Origin of the sequence: Undibacterium sp. Jales W-56 (genome assembly GCF_025548535.1) — a bacterium.
GTDB lineage: Bacteria > Pseudomonadota > Gammaproteobacteria > Burkholderiales > Burkholderiaceae_D > Undibacterium.
In genome coordinates, this window is the sequence record NZ_JAJLQW010000001.1 from 816939 (window position 1) to 842123 (window position 25185).

The window sequence follows — 25185 nt, forward strand, 5'->3', positions numbered from 1 at the left end:
ATGACAATGACCATGACAGAGCCGGCAGCATCGATGACAGATAGCAAAATGGCGATCGAAATTTCAGGTTTGAATTTTTTCTATGGCGCGACTCGCAGCCTGCGCGATATCAACCTGAATATCCGCGACAAAAAAGTCACTTCCTTTATCGGCCCGTCCGGTTGCGGTAAATCGACTCTGCTGCGCACCCTGAACCGTATGTACGATCTGTATCCAGGCCAGCGTGCCGAAGGCAAGATCATGTACGCAGGTAAAAATATTCTTGATACGAAGCAAGACATCAACTTGTTGCGCGCTAAAGTCGGCATGGTGTTCCAGAAGCCGACACCGTTCCCGATGTCGGTATACGACAACATCGCGTTCGGTGTGCGCCTGTATGAGAATCTGTCCAAAGGTGAGATGGATGAACGCGTTGAATGGTCTTTGAAAAAAGCTGCGCTGTGGACTGAGGTCAAAGACAAGCTGAACAAGAGCGGCCTGAGTTTGTCCGGCGGTCAGCAACAGCGTTTGTGCATCGCCCGTGGCGTCTCAGTCAAGCCCGATGTGCTGTTGCTGGATGAGCCGACTTCTGCACTGGATCCGATTTCAACCGTCAAGATCGAAGAACTGATCCATGAGCTGAAAGAGGATTACACCATTGCAATCGTCACGCACAATATGCAACAGGCGGCGCGCTGCTCGGACTTCACGGCGTACATGTATCTGGGCGAATTGGTGGAATTTGGTGAGACCGACCAGATTTTTATGAATCCTGTGAAAAAAGAGACGCAGGACTACATCACGGGTCGTTTCGGCTAGTCATGTATTCCCGTAAATCCAATTCCCGGGCGCATATCGGCGTTACAAATGCCCGCAATACCGGCGTATTGCTGCGCTTTGTGCCTTGATCTGCATCCCGGTAATTGAATTTCCAGAAGCACATCGCACTTGACAATAACACCGAAAATAATCGGAATAATTAAGCAAAAAATTGCACATTTAGGAGCAGACCGTGACAGGCGAACATTCTTCAAAACAGTATGACAATGATCTGGAAACGATTCGTTCCAAAGTCTTGTTGATGGGTGGTTTGGTGGAGAGTCATTTCCATGATGCGATTTCGTGCTTCCGCACCGGTAATGCCGAACATGCCGAGCAAGTGATTAAGTCCGACCTGGAAGTTAACCGTCTGGAAGTCATGCTCGACGATATGTGCAGCCACCTGATCGTCAAGCGTCAGCCGGCCGCGAATGATTTGCGTACCGTGATGGCGACTGGCAAGGTGATTACCGATCTGGAGCGGATTGGCGACGAGTCGACCAAGATTGCCCGCATTTCACGCGATGCGAGTCTGGCACGTAAGCAAGTCGCGCTCTTCAATGGCTATGATGCGGTGCGCGTCCTGGCGGCGAGTGTCGGCGACATGTTGCATCAGTCACTCGATGCATTTGCGCGGCTGGATCAAGCCAAGGCGGTACAACTGATTGCCCAGGATGCTCTGATCGATAACGATTTTCGCTCCATCATGCGTAACCTGATTACCTTCATGATGGAAGATCCGACCACGATTTCTTCGACACTGGATGCCTTATGGGTCGCCAAGGCGATTGAGCGGATTGGCGATCATGCCAAAAACATCGCAGAACACACGATCTATATCGTCGAGGGTAAAGATATCCGTCACTCCGATTATGTAGCGACTAAACAAGAGCAAAGTAACTAATTCATTCTATGATGGCTGCTGACAAGACTACAATTCTCATCGTTGAAGATGAACCCGCAATCGTCGAACTGGTGACGTTTACTTTGCGTGCCAGCGGATGGAACACCTACGCGGTGAACAACACGGCAGAGGCCTGGGAATTCATTCAGCGCCGCACGCCGCAACTGGTGCTGCTCGACTGGATGCTGCCAGACCAGAGCGGTTTGCGTCTCTTGTCCAAGATCCGTGGCGACCGTCAGTTGAACGAAGTGCCGGTGATCATGCTGACCGCAAAAAGCATGGAAGAAGACAAGATCGCCGGCCTCGATCATGGTGCCGACGATTATGTGACCAAGCCGTTTTCGCCCAGGGAATTGACGGCGCGCATCAAAGCGCTATTGCGTCGCAAGAGTCCTGAGCATGCGCAAAGCGCCTTGGCCGCCGGTTCCGTTGTGTTGGATCCGGTCAGTTGCACGGTCAAGATCGATGAGCAAAAAATCGATATCGGTCATGCCGAATACAAGCTGCTGAAATTCTTCATGGCGCATCCTGAGCGCGTATTCTCGCGCAGCCAGTTACTCGATAAAGTCTGGGGCGACCATGTCGTGATCGAAGAACGCACAGTAGACGTCCATGTGCTGCGTCTGCGTAAAGTATTGAAGAATGCGGAGTCGCTGATTAAAACGGTGCGCAGCGTCGGATACATGTTGTCTGAGAAGTAGATCCGCCCCTTTAAGCTGCTGCTCCGGATCTCGCTTTATTGTCATGGAATTTTGAGATACTCCCCCCGTAATGAATAAAAAATAGCCCAATCCGCACATTATTGTTGGTGGATTGAAATATACAGGGGGAGAGTATCTTTCTCTTGGGTTTACTTAGGCTAGTCAATGCATCCTCACTTAATTTTTTGGATCTCTGCCGCCGTGCGTATTCTGGTGGTGCTGGGTCTGTCCGCTGCGGCTGGTTTCGTATGGGGTCCGATACCCGGTTTAATCCTTGCCGTGATCGGCGTGATCGTTCTGATCGTTGTGCAGTTATTTTTTCTGCTGCGCTTATCGGACTGGCTGGATAAACCGAATATTTCCCGTTTGCCGGATGGCTGGGGCGCCTGGACCGAAGTGTTTTCCCGCTTGTATCGCCTGCGCCGCGGCGATGAGAAAAATCAGACCGAGCTGGCCGAATGGCTGGCGCGCTTTCGCCAGGCCATGACCTTGTTACCTGATGGCGTCGTGATCATGGACGATGTCCTGTTTCTCGAATGGTGCAACCCCGCCGCAGAAAGTCATCTCGGCCTGAGCCTGAAACAAGACAAGGGTATGCGAATTACCAATCTGGTGCGCAGTCCTGAGTTCATGGATTACATCATCCTTGGTCGCTATGACGTGCCGCTGACCTTATCGTTCCGCGAACGCAAGCTGATCGTCCACATTATCCCGTTTGAAAACCGCAGACAGATTCTGGTGACCCATGACGTCACCGAATCTGAACGGATCGACATGATGCGCCGCGACTTTATCGCGAATGCTTCCCATGAATTGCGTACGCCGCTCACCGTGATCAACGGCTTTTTAGAGATCGCTTCATTGCAGCCGGATCTCGATGCCTCGACTCGCCTGTCGCATCTGAAATTGATGGCAGAGCAGGGCGATCGCATGCAGCGTCTGGTCGAGGATATGCTGACCCTGACGCGTCTGGAATCGATGGACTATCCGATGCGCCCGGACCGCATCGACATGCGCGCCATGCTGGAGCAGATACTTGAAGAGGCACATGCCTTATCCGCCGGCCGTCACACCGTCACGCTGGAATTCGACGGCCCGAATATTCTCGGCAGCACCGATGAAATACGCAGCGCCCTGACCAATCTGGTAACCAATGCGATTCGCTACACGCCAGAGCATGGCGAAATCAAACTGATCTGGAAGAATCTGCCGCAGGGTCCGAAATTCATCGTGCAAGATAATGGCATAGGCATCAGCGCCGAACATATTTCCCGACTGACAGAACGTTTCTATCGCGTCGATAAAAGCCGCTCGCGCGAAACCCAGGGCACCGGCCTGGGACTGGCGATTGTCAAGCATGTTTTATTGCGCCACAAGGCGAGCCTGATGATTGAGTCGATACCCGAGGTCGGCAGTAAATTCTGTGCACAATTCCCGGCGGTGGCGGTGGTACCGGATGAACTGCTCTGATTTGCATGGATGAGTTAAAAAGAGCCAAGCGTTAAGATTGAAATTACAGCCAATGATGCTGAGAAGGGCTTTAAAATCCCTTCTCCCGCAAGCGGGAGAGGGGATTTCTGATAGATGGCTGACGAATTCAGCCGGGAAAAAATTCACCTTGAACCCGCCTAGACTCACCGCAAACTGATCGTCTGTTTTTTCCACACCGGATCTTGCCATCGATAGAACAGGCTTAAAGAACTTGGATTGTCGGCCCAGCGCTCTACCAGTAAAGACTCGCCGCTCACTACTTCGAAGCTGCGCTTATAGCGACCGTCAATACGCGCTTCTCTTGCCATCAATAGCTTGGTGGTGCCCGGCACCCAACCGGCAAATTCTGCATAACCCAAATCCGGTTCCGCCGCGGCTGGCGGGATCACATCGATGACCCAGTCTTTGCCCGTTTGATGGAATAGCCACATCTCGCGCCAGCTATCCATCGGTTGTACTGCCAGGGTCAGTGCGGTATGTTGCGCATTGCTTCTGGCGGAGGCGTTCCATACCAGGCTATAGGTACAGCGCTGTGCCAGCGGGGTTTTAATGTCGTGCTTGGCGTCTAGCAGTGCGACGCAGGTTTCACCGGCTTGTCCCGGAGTGGTGACAATGCGCAGGGTTTTGCTGTCGCCTGATGCGGGCAGCGGCGCCGGTTCTGCGGCCCAGCGCATGCTGCCTGTGCGTACGCCTGCCTCGGCATAACTGAGCAGGTCCTCGTCGCTCATTTCGCTCTTATTCACGCCGGCCAATTCGGTCAAGGCACGATTCGCTGCGGGTACGCTGTTCTCGCCTTTGCGCTGACGCTGAAACGCAATGCTGGACCAGACGCCGGCACGGCGCATGCGGATGCGGTTTTTCTGATATTCGGGCAATTCGCTGATATCGACCCGATCGAGTACCTCGGCGCGCCACAGATCTAGGCTGCTGCGCTCGCTCGGCCGCGTAGCCGGATCGATGCAGTCGGGGCGTGTCAATGCCAGCGCGGCTTTGGCTTTTTGCGTCTGACTGGCAGTCATCGCCAGCACGCGACGGAAGGCTTCGCCGTCGTAACAGAGCTGGATGCGGCCGTCACGTTCTATGCCTTTCAGGTTGACGCCGTAATAGGCCGCAACTTCCAGATGCGCGGAGAGTTGCGTCTCGCTTTGTCTGACCGCTGGATTGACGGTCTTGCTGGATGCGCGGCGCGCCAGGCGTTCTGCCATGCCGCCCAGGGCATCGAAGGCTTCGGCATTGATCGCCTGGGCCGGTGCGGCTTTCAGGAAGGCGGCGGTGTAGGCAATACCCAGGGCTTCGGCCCCCGGCGTGTCGCGCAGGAAGCGTACGACGGACAACAGTTCCGGCGCATCGTCGGGTTTGGTCGAGACTATCCTGACCTGACTGGCCTTGATATAACCGGCGCGCTCGCGGCGGTGATCGTAGACTTGCAGGTAGTCGAGTTTTTCTCCGCGAATTTCCAGGCTATCGCCTTGCCAGAGCACAGCTTGCTGTTGCGCGCTGTCTTTGGGCGAGGCGCGCAATTGCGCTTGATCCTGGGTCACGATGGCAAGGACGGTGATGGCAGCAGCTAACATGATTATTGGCTTTCTTCAGTGGCAGTTGTTTGTGTCTCTGTTTGCGTCTGTAACTGGGCTTGCTGATTTTTTCCCGCACCCAATAAAGCGGCGCCGATGAAGCTGCCATCTGTTGGCGTTGGTGCGATGATCACAGAAATCTTGTCGGACAATTTATCGGCCATGGTTTTTTGGATCAGCAATGGGTGCTTGCTTAACAGCGCGCCATCGCGTTCCAGTTGGGCGCTGGCGACTTTGCCGACCAGGTCCTGGCGATAGGCCTCGGCGTCTGCCAGTTTGCGGCGTGAATCCGCTTCGCCAGCGGCTTCGATGATGCGAGCCTGGGCTGAGCCTTCTGAGGTTTTGATGCGCGAGATTTTTTCCGCTTCGGCTTCAAATTGCCTTTGTTCGATTTGCTTCTGTTTGAATGGCAGCACATGTTTCATCGCTTCTTCCTGTGCTTTGGCGGCGATGATCTGCTCGCTGGCGGCGGCTTCTGCATTTTTTTCACGGCGGATTTTTTCTGCATCGGCTTCGAGCGCGGTTTGTTGCACTTGTTTACCTTTCAGCTCCAGCGTGTAACGCATTTTTTCGCTTTCTAATTCTTCTGCGAGGAGTTTTTCCATGCCGACTTTGTAATCGGCTGGCAGATCCACTTTACCCATCATCACGCTACGCAGGAGGATGCCGTCTGCGGCGAGTTTGGGCTTGAGTTCGGCTTCTATCAATTGCTGGATTTCCTGACGTTTGCTGGAAAAAATCTCCCTTACGGTGTAGCGGGTGAAGGCCTTGTAGATCACGCCTTGCACTGCGGGTTCGACGATTTCGCCATTGATATCTTGCGGCAGGTTTTTGCTCATGCCTGTCAATTTAGCGGGATCGAGCCCATAACGTATCGTCAGGTCGACTCCGATTGATAAACCCTCTATCGACTGGAAAGGCGCTTCGCCATTGGCTTTAGCGCTTTTCACCGGACGGTAGGTTTGATCGAGCAGGGAGTAACGGCGCAATTCATGGATGCCGGGGATCGCCATCACGGTACCAGCACGCATTTCTTCCGAGACGCCGGTCAGTTGGTTGATGCGGATACCGACGTCACCGCGTTCTATTTTTTGGATAGGCGGATGTTGCACCACTGCGTAGCCCGCGGCGCCGATGACGGCCAGAATTGCAAGGCGTTTGACAGTTTTTCCGCCGTGAGTCTTGATGCCATCAGAAACGCTGCCGGACATTGTATTCGCGAATCCGCCGGAAATATTGCGCATACCGGATATGCTTTTGGATAATGTGGAACGGATGGCTTGTACGATGGTTTTGATACGGTCAGACATGGCATTCTCCTATGAAGTTTTGGTTCGGGCGCTGCGCCTATTCGCTGCTGTTCCCTGAGACACATCATGCGACTGAGCGAGCGGAAGAATCAACGAGGCAGCCGTGCCAGTATCTTCATCGCTCCTGAGCGCTTGCTCCGTCAGCGGAAGCGGCGGAAGAGCGTGTGAGTAAAAACTCACAGCCAGCCATATGACTTTTGCGCCGAAAGCGTGGATACTTCGGTGATCAGAGATCAGAACCAGGCAGGAGCAGCACAACATGCTAAAAGTAGCCGTAATCGAAGACGATCTGCCGACCAGCAATCAACTCAAATCCTGGATAGAATCGGCGAAGCCCGGCATCCAGGTCGATCAGTGGTTTAGCCGTGACGATGCCGAGGCGGCGCTGGCGCGCGCGACCTACGACCTGGTGGTGCTGGATATCGAACTGGGGCGGGAGCGTCATGCCGGCGTTGCCATCATCAATGTCATCAACAAGAGCCAGGCCACGCCGGTACTGGTGGTGTCGGCGATGCCGGCAACGATTTACCGCAGCATCATGAAGGCGCTGGACGCCTGGGATTATCTGCAAAAAGCAACCTTTGAAGAAGCCGATTTTATCGACACTTTTTTAGAAATTCTGCGCGCAGTCAAGGAACGCAAACAGCATAAGGACAATGGCAAACAAGTCGAAGCCATCGATGAGCTGGCGATGGACCCGCTGCGCCAGCGCAGTCCGATCTGGCGCGGCCAGCGGATTAATCTGCCGCTGACGGCACAGCGGATTCTGGCTGCCTTGTTCGCGAGCCGCGGTCAGGTGGTGTCGTATGATGATTTGTATGAAGTCGTGAAGAGCGGTCGCAATCGCGACAATATCCGCAAGCATGTGAGTACCATACGCGATGCTTTCCGCGAGATTGATCCGGCGTTTGAATGCATAGAGAACGTGCCTATGCGCGGCTTTCGCTGGGTGGACGGCAAGTGATGAGAGCGCTTTTTTCTGCACTCGCGCCGTATCGCCTGCGGCTGTTATTCCGCACCGCATTCCTGCTGCTGGCGATCGCCACGGTGGCGCTGGCGCTCTCGGTGCTGCAACAGGAAAAGCAACTCAGCTACAAAAATTATCAGCATAGTTTTGCCAAAACCCGCGAACAGATTCTCTCGACCTTGCGCCACCCGGCCGGGCAATTGGCGTTGCTGAATCCGCCGGCGGAGAAGGGTGGCGAGGGCTTGCATCCCTTACTGCTGCCGTTTTCAGCCCTCGATTTCGATGACCAGAATAAGGTACAGCAGGCGGTGGCGATGTCCGGTTGCCTGGTGCAATACGGCAGCAGCGGCTCGCTCTGCCTGGGAATCGGCAATAATCCCTGGGCCGGTGGCTACATCTATGCGGCAGGCAGTTTCAATAGCGCCGATCTGGTGGCGCATCTGCGTGGCGATGAGAGGCTTGCGCAGGCGCACAGGATGCAGGTCAGCGTCAGCTTGCGCGGGCAGACTTATCAATGGATCGCCCCATTTGAAAAGATGGCGGACGCCGGGAAAAAATCGGCAGGATTGCGCGGCCGCCTGACCGGTTTCTGGAGCGGCGAAGCCGATAAACCGAATGCGCGACCGGTCAAAGAATTTCGCGGCTGGATCTGGCAAAACGCCAATTGCAACCAGGCCGAACTCGACGATCAGGACAGCAACTGCAGCAAGACCTCGTTCTATTCCCTGCGCCTGCCGATCGCGGTCTGGCAAGACGCCTTGTTCGAGAAAAAACGCCCGGTCTGGCCGCCCGAGGATCTGGATCAGATCAAGGTTCGGATCGCGGTACTGGCGCCGGACGGTAATGAGGCCTTGTTCGATAGTGAGAAAGGGACTCCGACCCCACCATTTTCTTTAAACGATTTGCAAAGTCAATTATTGCCGGGCGAGACCGTGCGCATACGCAAGCTGTCCGGCGGCAAGGAGCTGGTCAATCTGAGCGGGCAAGTCGAGCAAGAGAATGAATCATGGAATGCGCTGGCGCGCCTGATTCGCCGTTTGCCTGTCGATGACTACGATACGCCGCTGGAGAGCCGCGACCAAATCACCACGGCGCTGGATAGTTATGAAGTCGTGCTGAAAGGCGATCTGCGCAGTGTGAGTAAAAGCCTGGCAGTGGTGGCGACCCGCGTATCCTGGTTTGTCGGCGCGATGCTGTTGGCACTATTTTTCACCTGGCTGGTGATGGAGATCAGCATTATCCGTAAGATCACCGTGCTGACCAAGCGCGCCGCGTCTTTATCGAAAACGGTCAAAGGCACCGGCGGTTTGCAGCAATTCGAGCTGGGCGATTTGCGCGGGGACGATGAACTGGGCGTGCTGGCGAGCTGCCTGCATGACTTGCTGCGACGAGTTAAAGAAGATGTAGAACGCGAGGGCATACGTGCCGAGCAAGAGAAACAAATGTGGCATGCGGTTGGCCACGAGATCATGTCGCCTTTGCAGTCCCTGATGGCGCTGCATGGCGCAGCCGATGATCAGAGCAGCCGCTATATCCACCGCATGCAGCAAGCGATACGCGTGTTGTATGGCAGCGCCTCGCCGAGCGAAGCGTTTCAATCGACTGAGCTGCAAGTGACCAGTATCGACATTACCGCCTTCCTGCATAACGTCGCAGGCAATGCGCCTTGCGTCGGGATTGCCAACGTCGAATTTAGCGGCGGCGCAGAGACGGTGATGGTCAGGGCCGATGATTATTCACTGGAGGATGTGGTGACCCATGTATTGCGCAACGCGGATCGCTATCGCGTGCCAGAGAGTCCGATTAGCATCACGTTGCTGACCAGTGAAACCGGCGTCACGATAGCGATCCATAATACCGGCCCGCATATTCCGGCCGATATGCTGGACAAGATTTTTGAATACGGCGTCTCTGATCAGCAAGACTCCGGCGCGCATGGCAATCGCGGCCAGGGCTTGTTTGTGGCCAAGACCTATATGGCAAAAATGGGCGGAACCATCAATGCGCAGAATACGCATGATGGTGTAAGCTTTGTACTCAGTTTGCAGAGGGCGCATTGATTGCCCCTGTGTATATCTTTGTGTCAGTCTTAAGCCTCTTTTTATCGTCAATTCCGGAATCGAGACAGCATGATTAGCGCGATCAACCATATCAATATCAAGGCCCCGTCCGAATTGCTGGAGCGCGTGCGGGATTTCTATTGCAGCGTATTGGGTTTGCATACGGGGCATCGCCCGGCATTTCAATCGCAGGGCTACTGGCTGTATGCGGGTGACAGCAGCATCATCCACTTATCGGAGGCGACCGCCTTGCCTGTCAGCGATGCGAATACGATAGCGACGACCGGCTACCTGAATCACATCGCCTTCACTTGCCAGGATCTGGTGCAGACCAAAGCACAGCTTGAGTTGTTCGGGATTTCCTACACCGTGAATACGGTGCCGGAGACGCAGCAAGTGCAATTGTTTTTAACTGATCCGGCTGGGATCGGTGTTGAGTTGAATTTTTCTCAGGCGACCTGAGCTTCGAAATGTAATCCGCACTATCCATGCGCTTCTTCAGCGCATATCGCGCCACGAGGCGCATGGATAGTGCGGGTTCTGTTGTGAATTGATTACTCTGCCGACACTGGCCACACTCAGCGCTATTCAAAAACCGGATCAATCGCCAGCGCTGCGCTGCTGGTCAGGATCTGGCCTTGCGGCGACCAGGCGGCGAACTGGTAGGTGATGGATTGGTAGTTGCCGGCACGGCTGATCGCTGCGCCTTGCTGGTCGGTGACTTCTGCCCAGGTCGATGACTGCCCCGTGCTTTTAAATTTGAGTACCGCGTCCCCGGCAGTTTGCAGGTAAGTGAATTTAATTCCCGTGCATTTTTTATTGCCGACGGTGGCATCGCCGATGTAGCGCAGGTAGTCGAGCGCCTGATTGCAGGCGGTGCGCAAATCGCTGGCGTCGTACAGGCCGTCAGGGCGGCTGATGATGGAGATCCAGGCTTGCCGATAATAAGCGTCCAGTTTGCGGTTTAAGCTGAGTTCGGCATTTTCATCATAAGCGGTTTTGATCAAGGGGAGATTGGCGCGGCCATAGGCGTCCAGCGGCAGATCGAGCTGCAGTGAACGGCTGTGCAGGCTCAGCTTCAGCTGTTCCACACTGGCGTTTTTGTCTTTGGGAATAATCCGGTAATGCTGCTGGATGAAATTCTTGGGCTTGCCGTATTTTTCAAACCAGATCATGCTGCGATAGGTATTGCGATAGCTGATCCATTCGCGTTCTTCGGTCGTCTGCCGGTTTGCCGCGCCGGCAGCAGAGCTCTGCGCAGCGGCAGTTCCGCTGGTTGACAGCAAGGCGATGAACAGGAATGAGGCTTGGATGGTCATGGACTGGCGTCAGAAACGATAAGCTAAACCGCTATGGATAGTCAGGTAATTGCGTTGCTCGACCAAGGGGCTGTGGGCGGCGCTGTTGGTCAGATGGACGGCGGAGACGCCCGAGCTCAGCAGCAGGCGGTGATTCAATTCCCAGTTCCAGTTGGCCCCCAGATGCAGGTCTTTGATGCCAGCCGACGGGCGGTAGCCGTTACGGTTTTTATCGACTGGTAACAGCCCGGGATTACCGGAGTCGCTGACTGCCAGCGATGGCAAGATGCCGAAATATTTTTCCGCGTAGTCGCGATTGGCCCAGACGATGCCGCCGGATACGGCGAGCGTGTGATGCGGTGCGATTTGGCCGAAGATTTTTTGCAGGCCTAACTTAGCTGACAACTCGCCACCGTTTGCATAGAGCAGACTCGAATTCAGCCTGAGCTTATCGTTCAGGTAGTAGTTGAAAAATCCGCCGGCATTCAGCGCCGCACCGATGTCGCTGGCACCGGCGGCTTTTTCGGCCGCGCTGGCGCTGCGGCTGGGCTGGTATTGCAGGAGCGGGCCGAATTCGATGTCCGGCCGGTTTGATAAATGCATGCCTGCGGTGTAAGGATCGGCGATAAAAATCCCGTTACTCCATTGCATCTGCATGATAGGCATCAGGCTCACTTTACGTTCTTGCCGGCCTTCGTAATGCGGTGCGGCGGCGATTGCCAGGCCGACAAAAACATCCCGGCTGCCATCCGGCATCAGGTTCGCCGCCAGCGACTGGGCAAACGAATTGCCGGATAAGGCAGTAAGGGCAATGAGCAAGAATTTTTTCATGGCGGATCAGGTATCTCGGTTCGTCACAGGCATTACAGGCAATCAGAATGGCATTCAGTCAGCGAATAGCAGGATGTTAAGCGGGTGCCGATCGATCCAGGATCGACATTGTAATGCCTGTCGTCGCGACTTACTGTACTGTGACCTCGATCACGGCATTCAGATCCGGGTAGTCGGTGCGCTGTACTTTGACGTGATAGACGCCGGGCTTTAGTGGCGCGCTGTAATACATGCCGATGTCACCCAGGGCAAAATCGGCCGGCGAAGGCAGGTTGAAACTGCCGCCGTCGGCTTCCACGACGCTCCAGGCAATCGGCTCAACCAGATAGAACACATGTGGCGCATAGTTGATCGAGGCGCTGAAATGATAGCGTGCGCCGGCAGCGAGGGTCAGGGTTTTTTGCGGGACTTTTAGTTCCGGGATGAAATTGAAATTACTGCTGGCTTCCACCGTGACCGTGGCTTGCACGCTCAGGTTAGGGAAGTCGTCACGCTGCAGTTTGACATGATATACGCCGGGGGTGGCGGGTGCGGTATACCGGCCGTTGAGGTCGATGCTGCCGCCATCGGTTTCAAGCACTTTCCAGTTCACCGGCTGGCGCAGGTAGTAGGTATTTTTCGGATAATTGATGGCGGCGCTAAAACTTTGTGCAGTGCCGACCGCGAGCCGGACATTGGCGGGCTGGATCTCCAGCGTCGGCGCAAACGTGGCGTCGGGATTGGCGAGCGGCTGACCAATGGCTTCCGCTTTGCTCAGCAGGGTCAGGGTCTGGGTGAACTGGGTGCCGGTCAGCTTGGCTTTCAGGCTATCCAGCAATTTGTCTTGCGCATCACCGCCGCCTGGGTTGCTGCTGGTGGCAGGTTTCAGCGGCGTGCTGTAGAAGTCTGCCAGCGTGCTGGTATCGATAATCCCTTTTAATACAGTTGTGACGTCGCCCTGTGCGGTCTTGATACTGGCGCTGGTCACGCTTTTGGCGATGGCATCGGCATCAAAACTGCTGAACACCGTCGCCATGTCGACACGCATCAGGCGCGTTGATAACAGTTCGGTTAAGGGCGTGATATTCGCCAGGCTGCCGTTGATGCTGATGGCGTGGAGTTTCTTGCCGTCGGCTGGGTTCGTGACTTCTAATACGCAGGGCAGCGTGCCGTTGGGAACGCTGACCTGGTAGCTGCCATCGCTGCCGGTTTTAGCCGAACCGGTGCCGCTGCGGCATTTGGCGCTGATGTCGGCGTTGGCAATCGCCATGCCGGTGGCGGCAGTGCCGCTGATGCTGAGCAGCGGCGTTTTACCGTCGCTGGAACTGCTTCCCCCGCAGGCGCTGAGTAACAAAGGGAATGTCATGACGGTCAGCAGGCTGAGGCTGAGATGGTGGCTGAGATAGCGGCTGAGGTTAAGGCTCATGAGGCGGTCGGATTTCAATTGGCAATGCTCCTGTGCGTGGATGAAAAATGAAGAGTCAGCGCATGATAGTTTGTGCAATAAAATAAATCTTCTTTGAAACGTCGCTGAATTGTCATGAATTTGTACGGACGGCGTATCGACGTTGTTTTGTCGATTTTCTGCCTGTACATCCAGGCGCAGACGCTTATACAATGCGGAGCTTGGAGGCGTTTATGTACAAATTGATGCTGGTCGAAGATGACGCGAAACTCGCGCAGCTGGTGGTGGAGTATTTGCAGGAGTATGAATTCACCGTCGATGTGGTGGAGCGCGGCGACACGGCGCTGGCCCGATTTAACCAAAGCCAGCCGGATATCGTGGTGCTGGACCTGATGCTGCCCGGACTGGACGGCATGCTGGTGTGCCGGCAGATCCGCAATGTCAGCCAGGTGCCGCTGGTGATTTTGACGGCGCGTGAAGATACTTTTGATGAAGTATCCGGTCTGGAGCAGGGCGCCGACGATTACATCAATAAACCGGTACAGCCGCGCGTCTTGCTGGCGAGATTGCGCGCCTTGTTGCGTCGCCGGGCGGAACCTGCGGCACCAGCAGGCAAGGAACTGGCGTTCGGCGCCTTGCGTATCGTCAAGGCCGACCGCAGCGTGCACTGGCGCGGGCAGGCTGTGCTGCTGACCAGCCCCGAGTTCAAATTATTGCTGCTGCTGGCAGAAGCGGCCGGCACTGTGCTGTCGCGCAATGACATCCTGAAAGCCATGCGCGGGATAGAGTTCGACGGCCTGGATCGCAGCATCGACAACACGATTTCGCGGCTGCGCCAGAAGTTTGACGACAGCGCTGCGGCGCGCATCAAAACGGTATGGGGCGAGGGTTATCTGTTCAGCCCTTCCGCCTGGGAAGCTGCCACATGATCGCAGCATGCTTAAGGCTATCATGCTCAGCTTGAGCATGACCGAGGATGCATGAAGCCATGAACCGGATTTTCTGGCGATTTTTCGTGCTGGTCATGCTGGCGATCACGCTGGCCTCGTTTGCCGTGTATTTTGCGATTAACCGGCTGTTTGGCGATCCGCTGGAAGAGATTGCTTTGCGCCAGGTGTCCGGTCAGATTTTCCTGCTGGAACAATACATCGACAAAGCCCCGGCGGATGAATGGTTGCAGCGCCTGAACAAGGTCAGGGAAGTCTCGAATCTCAAGATCGACCTGATCCCTTTGCCGCAAGCGCAAGCCGCACTGGATGCCAGTCAGCGGAATGCCTTGCAACGCGGCGCGGTGGTGCTGGATATCGCCGGCAAATCGTTTTATCGCCGGGTCGATCTCACCGACGGCAAATACGCAGGCAGTGCCGACGACGTGCTTCATGCCAGCGACTTGCCGATTGATGTCGGCGTCGTGCTGAAGATGGAGGCGCTGCGCTATGCGATCGTGGCATTGTTTTTGTTGTTGCCTATCGCTTTCTGGTCGCGTTCGCACTGGCGCGGCCTGCAACAATTATCCAAAGTCGCCGACGAGTTTGGCCAGGGGCATCTGACCACCCGCATCCGGCTCAGCGACAGTTCCAGCCTGCATCCGCTGGCGGATTGCATGAATCAGATGGCGAGCCGCATCGATCTGCTGCTGAAGACGCATAAGAATTTATTGCATTCGGTCTCGCATGAATTGCGCACGCCGATCGCCCGTCTGGAATTCGGCCTGGAATTATTGCGCAAGGCGCCGCAGGCAGTGCAGGCGACCCGCATTGCGGCAATGGAAGAGGATATTCTTGAACTGAATGCGCTGGTCAATGAATTGCTGGATCTGACCAAGCTCGATCAGCAGCATGCCTTAAAGCGTCAGCCATTCGCACTGGACGGCATGCTGCAAGATTGCCTGCACGCGATGGAACATCAATTGACCGGCCAGGATATCCAGTTGGAGTTGGCCGATGATCTGGGGGAGCTGAACGGCGACCGCCGCTTGCTGGCGCGGGCGATGGGTAATCTGTTGAGCAATGCGATCAAGTATGGCAATGGGGTGGTACGGCTATCGGCGCAACGATCCGGCGCCAACAGAATAAGCATGGTGGTCGAGGACAATGGACCCGGTATTCCTGCAGCCGAGCGTAGCCGGATTTTTGAGGCGTTTTATCGCATCGATCGTAGCCGTGACCGTGCGACCGGCGGCTTCGGTCTGGGGCTGGCTATCGTGCAAAAGGCGATCCAGCTGCATGGCGGTAGCATCGTGGTAGATGAGTCGGCTTTGGGCGGCGCGAAATTTATTGTGGTTCTGGGATGATGTGATGGCTGAACACAACTAATGCCGGCGGAGAAAACGCATGCCGTGCGATGCTGAGGAACAGCGGCGCACGGCACTATGATATTCACGGTAGCTTATCAATACTTAGTTGGGACTTACGCAAAACGGCCAACTGCTTTCCACCAGTCACATTGAAGCCGCAGGCTGGATGCGGCTTTCAGCAGCATTCCGTGCGAACAGGCGCACCCGGCTTGCGGCTTCGTTTTAATATCAATACGTCACGGGATCGACTTCTCTTGCTTTTCCCTGTGTCCCTGTGCCTCGGTGGTGAGAGGTTTTGGTTTTTGCGTAAGACCTATTGGTAATATTATTTTCTGATCGCTTGTGTACGTTGCTCCAGCCAGGCTTTGGCCGCACCGCTGACGCGCGGCGACAAGCGTTGCAGCACGATCGCATGGTAGTCATTGAGCCAGTCGATCTCATCTTCACGCATCACCGACAGATCGATGCAACGCGTATCAATCGGGCACAGCGTCAGGGTTTCGAATTTAAGGTATTCGCCAAATTCGCCTTGATGGCCGACGATATTCAGCATCAGGTTTTCGATACGCACGCCCCATTTGCCCGGACGATAGATGCCCGGTTCGTTCGATGTGATCATGCCGGCTTCCATCGCGGTATGCGCTTCTGGCATCGCGCCGGAAATCGATTGCGGACCTTCATGCACGTTCAGGAAATAACCGACGCCGTGGCCGGTACCGTGGCCGTAGTTGATGCCCTCGACCCAGATCGGCGCACGGGCCAGCGCATCCAGCATCGGCGACAAAGTCCCGCGGGGGAATTGCGCGCGCGACAGATTGATCATGCCTTTCAGCACCAGCGTGAAGTCGCGTTTTTGTTCGGCCGAGACTACACCGATCGGCATCACGCGGGTGATGTCGGTGGTCCCGTTCAGATATTGTCCGCCGGAGTCGATCAGCAGCAGGCCATTGCCTTCGATGACCGCATGCGATTCGGGCAACGCGTGATAGTGCGGCATGGCGCCATTGCCGTTGAAACCGGCAATCGTGCCAAAACTGGCCGAGACGAAATGTGGCTGACGTGCGCGGGCGGCAGTGATCTGCTCATCGATGGTGAGTTCGGTGATGCGTTCTTTGCCTAGGGATGCTTCCAGCCAGCTAAAGAATTCACACAGCGCTGCACCGTCTTGTTCCATCGCTTCGCGCACGAATTGCGCTTCTTGCGCCATCTTGCGGGATTTCGCGAATACCGATGGATTGATTGCTTCAATGACCTGGACCGAGGCCGGCACGGACTGACGGAAGCCGAACGTAATGCGACGCGGATCGATCAATAAGCTACTGCCCGCAGGCAATGCGGCAAGAGCGCCCGCAGCTTTTGCATAGTCGGCCAGATACACGCCATCTTGCGCCAGGATCTCAACCAGCGCGGCGGGGACTTTGCCCTCGGATACAAACAGGGCGGCGCTGTCCTGGCTGATCAGGGCATGGCCGACAAACACCGGGTTGTAGCTGACGTCGGCACCGCGCAGATTGAAGATCCAGGCGATGTCATCGACGGTAGAAACGAAGTGCCAGTCGGCGCCTTTAGCGCGCATCTGTTCGCGCACGAGTGCGAGTTTATCCTGACGGCTGATCACCGCATACGGTGCCAGGTGCTCATAGATGGCGGCTTGCGGCAAGGCTGGACGATCCGGCCAGATGCCTTGCAACAGGTCTTTGCCGGTATCGAGCCGGATGTCTTTGGTTTGCAAGGCTTGTCCGAGCAGGCGCGCCGTCGCTAAGCCCAATACCGCCCCATCCACACCGACGGTCTGACCTGCCTGCAGATTGCTGGCGAGCCAGTCGATATGCAAGGTCGCCGCAGCCGAGGCGATTTTCATCATCTGTATGCCGGTCGGCGCCAGTTCTTGCTCCGCCTGACTCCAGTAACGGCTATCGACCCACAGACCGGCGAAGTCGGCAGTGACCACCAGCGTACCGACCGAGCCGGTGAAACCGGAAAAATGCTCACGTCCTTGCCAATGTCCCGGCAAATATTCAGACAGATGCGGATCCGCCGATGGAATGATGTAGGCATCCAGACCGGCGGTCTGCATGGCGGCGCGCAGTTGCACCAGGCGGGCAGGGATAGGGGACGTGACGGCGGCTGGGCTGAGTGGACTATTCATATGAGCGACGCAATGATGGATGAGGTTAGGGTGAAGTGAGAGCGAAACAAGTGCGAAACTGCCGTGAATCGGGAATTAGCAGGGATAAATCCTGATTCCAAGGCGAAACAAAAACGCGAAACAAGAGCGTCAGTATATCGTAGATATATTTAATTCCGCACTGCTGGAGCAACTTCCAAGTTTGTTTTGTATTTGGTCGAATACGGCGAATGATTTGGCTTAATTCCGTAAATAACGACGCATGACATTCGGTGCAGGTTCATTCGGATTGGCGTGCGAATATCCAAGTTCAGGCGCGATTTCGAAGCGATGCGCCGCATACAGAGCGAGCAAGCGCGGCTGATCGCGACGCACGCCCAGACGCAGCTCGGCAACATGCGCGGCTTGCGCGGCATGGACCACGGCTTCCAGCAGATATTGCGAAAGAGCGTGACCGCGAAACGCCGGTAGCACGCCCATGCGCAGCATTTCCCAGACATTGCTCCCAGCATCGAGTGGCAGCCAGCGCACCGAACCGGCGGGCTCTTTGTCAACCGACAACACAAAGCCGCCGCCCTGTATCAGGTCGCGTGTGACGCGCTCGCTATCTTCATGATGCCCGCTCGATGTGGCAGCGACTTTTTCGGCCCAGCAAGAACGGGTCAGATGCGCAATCAGTTGCGCATCTGCCAGCGTCGCTTTTCTGAGCGCGATCTGCATGGCAGATTAGCGTACCCGCATCCCTGGCTCGGCACCCGGCCAGGCTTCCAGAATGTACAGGCCCGGGTTGGCTTTTTCATCGGCAGCAGAGGCCGCCAGCACCATCCCTTCGGACATGCCGAACTTCATCTTGCGCGGCGCCAGATTGGCGACCATGACCGTGAATTTACCGATCAGCTGTTCCGGCTGATACGCCGATTTGATGCCGGAAAACACATTGCGGGTGCGGCCTTCGCCGACGTCCAGCGTCAGGCGTAATAATTTATCCGAGCCATCGACATGTTCGCAATGGACGATTTTGGCGATGCGCAGATCGACTTTGGCAAAGTCGTCGATCTTGATTTCGGGAGCCAGTTCTTCAATGCTTTCGATGCTGTTTTTTACAATTTCTCCTTCCGTTGGCGGCGCCGATGGCGCAGCAGCGACTTCAGTCGGCGCATCGAACAACTGATCGAAAATCTTGATGTCGACACGCTGCATCAGGTGCGCATACGGCAGCACTTTATGCCGATGCGGCAATGGTGTTGCGACATCCGACCATTGCAAAGGCGCGATCTGCAATTGCGCCTCGACTTGCGCTGCGAGTTGCGGCAATACCGGCTTCAGGAAAATCGTCAGGATGCGGAACGCTTCCAGCAGGCGGCTGCAGACTTCCTGTAATTTCGCATCATTCTCAGCCTGTTTCGCGAGTTCCCAAGGCTTATTCGCATCGACATAGGCGTTGATGATGTCGGCCTGATCCATGATGGCGCGCAGGGCTTTGCCAAAGTCGCGCGTTTCGTAATAAGCCTGAATGTCCGGCGCTACCTTGCGCAGATTATTGATGAAAGCATCGTCCGCCGTTGCCCAGTCGGTCACGATCGCGCCGTCAAAACGCTTGGTGATAAACCCAGCGGCGCGGCTGGCGATGTTCACGTATTTGCCGATCAGGTCGGCATTTACGCGCGCTACGAAATCATCGGGATTCATATCCAGGTCTTCGACCTTGGCATTGAGCTTGGCCGCGAAGTAATAGCGCAGCCATTCCGGGTTCATGCCGATTTCCAGATAGCGCAGCGGCGAAATGCCGGTGCCGCGCGACTTCGACATCTTCTCGCCGGAGACGGTCACGAAGCCGTGCGCATACACATTGTCCGGCGTTTTGTAGCCCGAGAATTTCAGCATGGCGGGCCAGAACAGCGTGTGGAAATAGGTAATGTCTTTGCCGATGAAATGAATCTGTTCGGTGCTAGTGTCGGCCATGAAAGCGTCGAAGTCACGGCCGATTTTGCCGAAGTAATTTTTCAGCGACGCCAGATAGCCGACCGGCGCATCCAGCCAGACGTAGAAGTATTTGCCGGGCTGATCGGGGATCTCGATACCGAAGTAAGGCGCGTCGCGGCTGATATCCCAGTCGCCCAGGCCGCCGTCGCCTTCCAGCCATTCTTTGCATTTGTTCGCGACTTCGGATTGCAGGCGGTGGTCTTTGAGCGCCCATTCACGCAGGAAGGCTACGCATTGGGGATCGGACAATTTGAAGAAGAAATGTTCGGACGATTTCATCACCGGCGTCGCGCCGGTCAAGACCGAGTAGGGATTCTTGACTTCGGTCGGGGCATATACCGCGCTGCAGACTTCGCAGGAATCGCCGTACTGATCCTTGGCGCCGCACTTCGGGCATTCGCCCTTGATGTAGCGGTCCGGCAGGAACATGTTCTTGACCGGGTCGAAAAACTGCTCGATCGTTTTGCTGGTGATAAAGCCGGCGGCTTTCAGCTTGCGATAGATGTCTTGCGACAGCGCATGGTTTTCCGGGCCGTCGGTGGAATGCCAGTTGTCGAAAGTGATGTGGAAACCATCGAGATATTGCTTGCGGCCGGCCGCAATGCGCGCCACGAATTCTTGCGGCGTGATACCGGCTTTTTCTGCGGCAATCATGATCGGTGCGCCGTGCGCATCGTCGGCGCCGACGAAATGCACTTCGTTACCCGACATTCGCTGATGCCTGACCCAGATGTCAGCCTGGATGTATTCCATGATGTGGCCGAGGTGGAACGGTGCATTGGCGTAGGGAAGGGCAGTGGTAACGAACAGCTTGCGGGTCATGGTTGGCGGTCTTTGAATTAAACGAACAAGGGGCGTGTATTTTAACAGCGAAAGCAGCGGCAGGACGAGGGTGTTGGAATCCTGAGCGGTGCAAGCCAGGCTTAGTTGCAGCGATATTTCAGTTTTGAATACAGTATCCGCAATACTGGTGCGCCTTACGGCTGATTTATGTCTGGAAAGGCGCATGGATATTGCGGCTTCGTTTCGGCAATGTTTTATCCCAGGAAAACAAAACTCATGCAAAAAACTCCGTTGCACTGCAGGGCTATCCGGTTCTGCCCGGCGTTTTGCGCTAGACTGGCGAAAATTCAATGGAGATTTGCATGACTGCTACTGTAGAAGATATCAAAACCGCCTTATCCCTGGTGATCGACCCGAATACCAATAAAGACCTGATCTCTTCCAGATCCGCAAAAAATATCCAGCTCGATGGCGCAGACGTCACGCTCGACGTGGAGTTGGCTTATCCGGCAAAAAGCCAGATCGACCTGATCCGTAAAAGCGTGATTGCGGCGGTGCGTACCGTCGCTGGCATCGGCAATGTCAGCGTCAATGTATATGTGAAGATCGTCGCGCATGCAGTGCAGCGTGGCGTGAAGCTGATGCCGAATGTAAAAAACATTATCGCCATCGCGTCCGGCAAGGGCGGCGTCGGCAAATCGACGACTGCGGTGAATCTGGCATTGGCATTGGCGGCGGAAGGGGCTGCGGTCGGGATTCTGGATGCCGATATCTACGGTCCTTCGCAGCCGATGATGATGGGGATTTCCGGTCGTCCCGAGACCATCGATGGCAAAACCATGGAGCCGCTTGAGAATCACGGTTTGCAAGTATCGAGTATCGGTTTCATGATTGATCCGGATGAACCTATGGTATGGCGCGGTCCTATCGTGACCCAGGCCTTGCAGCAATTGCTGGAACAGACCAACTGGCGCGATCTCGATTACCTGATCGTCGACATGCCGCCGGGGACTGGCGATGTGCAGTTGACCCTGTCGCAAAAAGTGCCGGTGACAGGTGCGGTGATCGTCACCACGCCGCAGGACATCGCCTTGCTCGATGCGCGCAAGGGTCTGAAGATGTTTGAAAAAGTAGGCATTCCTATTCTCGGTATTGTGGAAAACATGAGTACCCATATCTGCTCGAATTGCGGTCATGCAGAGTCGATCTTCGGCGAAGGCGGCGGGCAGAAAATGTGTGCGGAATACGGCGTTGATTTCCTCGGCGGCTTGCCGCTGACGATGGCGATCCGTGAGCAGGCAGATTCCGGCAAACCCACCGTCGTTGCCGATCCTGATGGCAAGATTGCGTTGATTTACAAGGAAATCGCCCGCAAACTCGCGATCAAGGTGGCGGAAAAAGCCAAAGACATGAGCAGCAAATTCCCGACCATCACGGTGCAGAATACCTGATGTGTTGAGCGCCAGGATGGACATTCAAATCGATACCGCCTTCATGCAAATGGCGCTGGAGCTCGCTTCCCGCGCCACCATCGCCACATCGCCGAATCCCAAAGTAGGTTGCGTCATCGTCAAAGATGGACAGGTGATAGGCCGTGGCTGGACGCAGCCGGTCGGCCAGGCGCATGCCGAGGTGCAGGCGCTGCGCGACGCTGCGGCGCAAGGCCGGGATGTGCGCGGTGCGACAGCTTATGTGACGCTGGAGCCTTGCAGCCATCATGGCCGCACGCCGCCCTGTGCGAATGCATTGATCGATGCCGGTATTGCCAGAGTGGTGGCGGCGGTACAAGATGCCAATCCGCAAGTTGCAGGACGCGGCTTGACGATGCTGCGGGATGCCGGGATACACGTCGAATCCGGTTTGCTGGCGCAGCAGGCGCGGGAAATGAATATCGGCTTTTTCAAGCGCATGGAAACCGGCATGCCCTGGGTGCGCATGAAAGTCGCGGCCAGTTTGGACGGCAGAACCGCTTTGCCGAATGGCGAGAGCCAATGGATCACGGCAAGCGATGCGCGCGACGACGGCCATCAATGGCGCGCCCGTGCCGATGCGATTTTGACCGGTATCGGCACGGTGCTGGCTGATGATCCGCAAATGAATGTGCGTGCCGTAGCGACGCCCCGGCAACCTTTGAAAGTCGTGCTCGATTCGCATTTACGTATCGCGCCCGAAGCAAAATTGCTGCAAGACGGCAGCACTATCCTGGTCTGCGCCCAAGATAAAGACCAGGCTTTCCTGAGCCGGCAGCAGGCACTTGCTGCAAAGGGCGCAGAAATTCTGCATTTGCCTGATGCGCAAGCCAGGGTCGATCTGCCTGCCTTGCTGCTGGAATTAGGCCGCAGACAGATCAATGAATTACATGTCGAAGCAGGCGCCACGTTAAATGGCGCCTTGCTGGCGCAGCATTGCGTGGACGAATTACTGGTCTATCTGTCGCCCAAAATACTCGGCGATGGCGCCGGGTTTTTCCATATTCCCGAACTCAAAAAAATCGCCGAAGCGAGACAAGTGGTGTTTCATGAAGTCAGGCAGATCGGCGACGCACTCAGGATTTTGGCGCGGTTTTAAACACGCTGCTTATCAGGATGCAGCGCCTGAGGATGCCGCGACTGGACGGAGAGTCCATTGCTTAAAGCTTTGTTTGCTGACGATGTTGAAGTGAGTAAAAATCGCCGAAATCGTCGCATTCATGATCGCATCGCTGGGCAGCCAGCGCCCTTGCTCGTCCGCCGCAAAATTGATCGAATAAGTCATGCTCTTTGCCATCGGAATACCCTCCAGATCGTAATCGACTTTCAGCGGTTTTCCACTGGCTTCTTCAATCAGGACTTTGGCTTTAAACGATAATTTTTTCTGTTTTCCCTTAACCAGAAAAACGATGCAGTTCCTGTTGTCCAGCGCGATTTTTTCCGCGCGCTCAACTTCGCCGTTGAACAGAGCGTAGTCGGGATGCTCCGCAATATTCAGAGGGAACTTGACATTGGCCAGGCCGCTTTTTTGCGCCTCTGTCAGCCAGATTACCTCCCAGATGGCTTGGCCGTCTTTCCAGCCGTTTAAGCGGACTTTTTTATGCGTCACTTCCTGGCTTTGATTGTGCTTATCGAATACTTCGGTATTGGTGGCGACTTCACCCGCGATCAGCGTTTGTGCCGCATGCGTGATGCTTAATGCGCGCTCCCATAAAGGATCGGCATTTCCGGCAGCGCATGTCAGGCAGGGAAAGAAAAAGACGAGCGCAACGAGAGTGGTTCGTAACATAGGGAAGCTCACAAGAAAGCGGTAAATACGTCCGAAAAACAAAAAAAGGATCATCAAGTAAAACTCGATGATCCTTCTAAATTGGTCGGAGTACAAGGATTCGAACCTTGGACCCCCTGGTCCCAAACCAGGTGCGCTACCGGACTGCGCCACACTCCGAAACTTGCATCGATTCGCATTGCATCATACGAATCTTAAAACTGACTCTGTGCTTATAAGTACATATAAATTGAAAAAAGACCGTAGGATGATTAAACCTGACGGTCTTTTAAAATTTGGTCGGAGTACAAGGATTCGAACCTTGGACCCCCTGGTCCCAAACCAGGTGCGCTACCGGACTGCGCCACACTCCGAAGACCAATATAGTAGCGCGCCGCAACCGGGCTGTCAACACCTTTGTCATACCTGGACGCTGTGCTTGCGTGGCATTGCCTGTCATGATGGCAGGCAAAAATCCTCAAAATTATAGGGATTGCGCGCTATTAAATTGTCTATATTTTCCGTTAATCGGGTCTGTGAAGGCGATAGATTTTGCCAGCAATTGCAGCGGCGCCGAGAAATCATCGCCTCTGCAAGGCAGGGCAACCGGGTAGAAGGTATCGTTCACGATAGGCGCCCCCAGGCTGGCTAAATGCACGCGCAATTGATGCCGCTTGCCGGTCACGGGTTTTAATTCATATAAATCGTTTGCGCCGCGATGTTCAATGACGCAGATCCTGGTTTCGGAATTCGGCTCGCCCGCGACTTCTTGCATGACAAAGAATTTTTCCGCGTCTTCGAGGCGACTGCGATGAATCAAGGGAAAAATCTGATCCGGCAAATGCGGCGCCAGCGCATGATAGGTTTTATCGACTTTGCGTTGCTGGAATAAAGCCTGATAAGCGCCCCGGCTTGACGGTGCTGGCGAAAATAAAATCACCCCGGCAGTTTCCCGGTCTAATCTGTGTATGGGGGTCAGGTGCGGATTGCCGGTTTGTTTTTTTAAACGCACCAGCAAAGTCTCTTGCAAAAATCGTCCGCCAGGCGTCACCGGCAAAAAATGGGGTTTATCGACAACCAGCAAGTGATCGTCGCGGTACAGGATGACCTCGGAAAAAGGGATCGGCGTTTCATCATCGATTTCGCGGTAATAAAAAATACACATGCCGCGTTTTACCGCGCTATGCGCTTGCAATATCGCGCCATGTTGATCGACTACCTCCCGTCGCGCAATCCGCGACAACCATTGCTGCCCGCTCACATCGGGAAATTGCCGGGTTAAAAAATCCAATAAATCGGACCACTGACCTTCCGGCAACCAGAGATAACTCGGTGCGACGCCATTACGCATGGGCAGCGGTGATGTTGTTAATGGAGTAGGATGCATTGATGATTTTTATTCTCTGGACGAAACTTTCTTTAGTCTGCAATACTAGCACC

General features: G+C 55.2%; 21 protein-coding genes and 2 tRNA genes. 11 read left to right on the forward strand and 12 right to left on the reverse strand.

Translation table 11 applies throughout. From position 1 onward, the window contains the following. The 4 genes from pstB to phoR all read left to right on the forward strand — a co-directional run bounded on the left by pstB (window position 1) and on the right by phoR (window position 3873). Window positions 1-798: a phosphate ABC transporter ATP-binding protein PstB gene (gene pstB, locus LPB67_RS03670; RefSeq protein WP_410482693.1), complete on the forward strand. Its 798-nt coding sequence runs from the start codon at window positions 1-3 to the stop codon at window positions 796-798. 193 nt (window positions 799-991) lie between these two features. Beyond that, window positions 992-1702 (forward strand): phosphate signaling complex protein PhoU, encoded by a 711-nt coding sequence (gene phoU / locus LPB67_RS03675; protein WP_262835706.1) that lies wholly within the window; start codon window positions 992-994, stop codon window positions 1700-1702. Between the two features lie 11 nt (window positions 1703-1713). Beyond that, window positions 1714-2403 (forward strand): phosphate regulon transcriptional regulator PhoB, encoded by a 690-nt coding sequence (gene phoB / locus LPB67_RS03680; protein WP_262836156.1) that lies wholly within the window; start codon window positions 1714-1716, stop codon window positions 2401-2403. Between the two features lie 165 nt (window positions 2404-2568). Continuing rightward, complete coding sequence (gene phoR / locus LPB67_RS03685; RefSeq protein WP_262835707.1) at window positions 2569-3873, forward strand: phosphate regulon sensor histidine kinase PhoR; 1305 nt, start codon at window positions 2569-2571, stop codon at window positions 3871-3873. A 164-nt stretch (window positions 3874-4037) separates the two neighbouring features. Here the strand turns inward: phoR and LPB67_RS03690 are convergent, their stop codons facing one another. Continuing rightward, window positions 4038-5468 (reverse strand): hypothetical protein, encoded by a 1431-nt coding sequence (locus LPB67_RS03690; RefSeq protein ID WP_262835708.1) that lies wholly within the window; start codon window positions 5466-5468, stop codon window positions 4038-4040. A 2-nt stretch (window positions 5469-5470) separates the two neighbouring features. Beyond that, the gene (locus tag LPB67_RS03695) at window positions 5471-6778 is read right to left on the reverse strand and encodes an SPFH domain-containing protein (protein ID WP_262835709.1); all 1308 of its coding nucleotides are present in this window, start codon (window positions 6776-6778) and stop codon (window positions 5471-5473) included. Between the two features lie 259 nt (window positions 6779-7037). Here LPB67_RS03695 and LPB67_RS03700 point away from each other — a divergent pair, with 259 nt between their 5' ends. From LPB67_RS03700 to LPB67_RS03710, 3 genes are all read left to right on the forward strand, one after another. Next, a complete protein-coding gene (locus LPB67_RS03700; RefSeq protein ID WP_262835710.1) occupies window positions 7038-7742 on the forward strand; it encodes a response regulator transcription factor in 705 nt (234 codons plus the stop codon). Continuing rightward, the gene (locus LPB67_RS03705) at window positions 7691-9805 is read left to right on the forward strand and encodes a sensor histidine kinase (RefSeq protein ID WP_316685079.1); all 2115 of its coding nucleotides are present in this window, start codon (window positions 7691-7693) and stop codon (window positions 9803-9805) included. The genes LPB67_RS03700 and LPB67_RS03705 overlap by 52 nt, the downstream gene beginning before the upstream one ends. Before the next feature lie 69 nt (window positions 9806-9874). Beyond that, complete coding sequence (locus LPB67_RS03710) at window positions 9875-10267, forward strand: VOC family protein (protein ID WP_262835711.1); 393 nt, start codon at window positions 9875-9877, stop codon at window positions 10265-10267. A gap of 122 nt (window positions 10268-10389) precedes the next feature. Here the strand turns inward: LPB67_RS03710 and LPB67_RS03715 are convergent, their stop codons facing one another. The 3 genes from LPB67_RS03715 to LPB67_RS03725 all read right to left on the reverse strand — a co-directional run bounded on the left by LPB67_RS03715 (window position 10390) and on the right by LPB67_RS03725 (window position 13339). After that, window positions 10390-11124: a hypothetical protein gene (locus tag LPB67_RS03715; RefSeq protein ID WP_262835712.1), complete on the reverse strand. Its 735-nt coding sequence runs from the start codon at window positions 11122-11124 to the stop codon at window positions 10390-10392. 9 nt (window positions 11125-11133) lie between these two features. Further along, entirely contained in the window at window positions 11134-11934 is an 801-nt protein-coding gene (locus tag LPB67_RS03720) for a MipA/OmpV family protein (protein ID WP_262835713.1), read from the reverse strand. Between the two features lie 130 nt (window positions 11935-12064). Beyond that, window positions 12065-13339, reverse strand: coding sequence for a hypothetical protein (locus tag LPB67_RS03725; protein WP_262835714.1), 1275 nt, complete (start codon window positions 13337-13339; stop codon window positions 12065-12067). Window positions 13340-13551: 212 nt separating this feature from the next. Here LPB67_RS03725 and LPB67_RS03730 point away from each other — a divergent pair, with 212 nt between their 5' ends. Together LPB67_RS03730 and LPB67_RS03735 are read left to right on the forward strand one after the other, a co-directional pair. Then, window positions 13552-14247 carry a response regulator gene (locus LPB67_RS03730; RefSeq protein WP_262835715.1) on the forward strand — a complete coding sequence of 232 codons (696 nt, stop codon included), beginning with the start codon at window positions 13552-13554 and terminating at the stop codon, window positions 14245-14247. 59 nt (window positions 14248-14306) lie between these two features. After that, entirely contained in the window at window positions 14307-15611 is a 1305-nt protein-coding gene (locus LPB67_RS03735) for an ATP-binding protein (protein WP_262835716.1), read from the forward strand. A 328-nt stretch (window positions 15612-15939) separates the two neighbouring features. Here the strand turns inward: LPB67_RS03735 and LPB67_RS03740 are convergent, their stop codons facing one another. From LPB67_RS03740 to metG, 3 genes are all read right to left on the reverse strand, one after another. Beyond that, a complete protein-coding gene (locus LPB67_RS03740) occupies window positions 15940-17763 on the reverse strand; it encodes an aminopeptidase P family protein (protein ID WP_262835717.1) in 1824 nt (607 codons plus the stop codon). Window positions 17764-17982: 219 nt separating this feature from the next. Beyond that, complete coding sequence (locus tag LPB67_RS03745) at window positions 17983-18462, reverse strand: GNAT family N-acetyltransferase (protein WP_262835718.1); 480 nt, start codon at window positions 18460-18462, stop codon at window positions 17983-17985. 6 nt (window positions 18463-18468) lie between these two features. Then, window positions 18469-20547 (reverse strand): methionine--tRNA ligase, encoded by a 2079-nt coding sequence (gene metG, locus LPB67_RS03750; protein ID WP_262835719.1) that lies wholly within the window; start codon window positions 20545-20547, stop codon window positions 18469-18471. A gap of 323 nt (window positions 20548-20870) precedes the next feature. Here metG and apbC point away from each other — a divergent pair, with 323 nt between their 5' ends. Both apbC and ribD read left to right on the forward strand, forming a co-directional pair. Further along, the gene (gene apbC / locus LPB67_RS03755; protein WP_262835720.1) at window positions 20871-21959 is read left to right on the forward strand and encodes an iron-sulfur cluster carrier protein ApbC; all 1089 of its coding nucleotides are present in this window, start codon (window positions 20871-20873) and stop codon (window positions 21957-21959) included. Between the two features lie 16 nt (window positions 21960-21975). Beyond that, window positions 21976-23076, forward strand: a complete 1101-nt coding sequence (gene ribD / locus LPB67_RS03760) for a bifunctional diaminohydroxyphosphoribosylaminopyrimidine deaminase/5-amino-6-(5-phosphoribosylamino)uracil reductase RibD (RefSeq protein ID WP_262835721.1) — start codon at window positions 21976-21978, stop codon at window positions 23074-23076. Window positions 23077-23088: 12 nt separating this feature from the next. On the opposite strand, the gene LPB67_RS03765 is transcribed toward ribD, so the two are convergent. The 4 genes from LPB67_RS03765 to LPB67_RS03780 all read right to left on the reverse strand — a co-directional run bounded on the left by LPB67_RS03765 (window position 23089) and on the right by LPB67_RS03780 (window position 25132). Then, window positions 23089-23766: a hypothetical protein gene (locus LPB67_RS03765; RefSeq protein WP_262835722.1), complete on the reverse strand. Its 678-nt coding sequence runs from the start codon at window positions 23764-23766 to the stop codon at window positions 23089-23091. Between the two features lie 82 nt (window positions 23767-23848). Then, window positions 23849-23925, reverse strand: a tRNA-Pro gene (locus LPB67_RS03770). Window positions 23926-24042: 117 nt separating this feature from the next. Beyond that, window positions 24043-24119, reverse strand: a tRNA-Pro gene (locus LPB67_RS03775). A gap of 110 nt (window positions 24120-24229) precedes the next feature. After that, window positions 24230-25132, reverse strand: a complete 903-nt coding sequence (locus tag LPB67_RS03780) for a pseudouridine synthase (protein WP_262835723.1) — start codon at window positions 25130-25132, stop codon at window positions 24230-24232. Window positions 25133-25185: the final 53 nt, after the last annotated feature.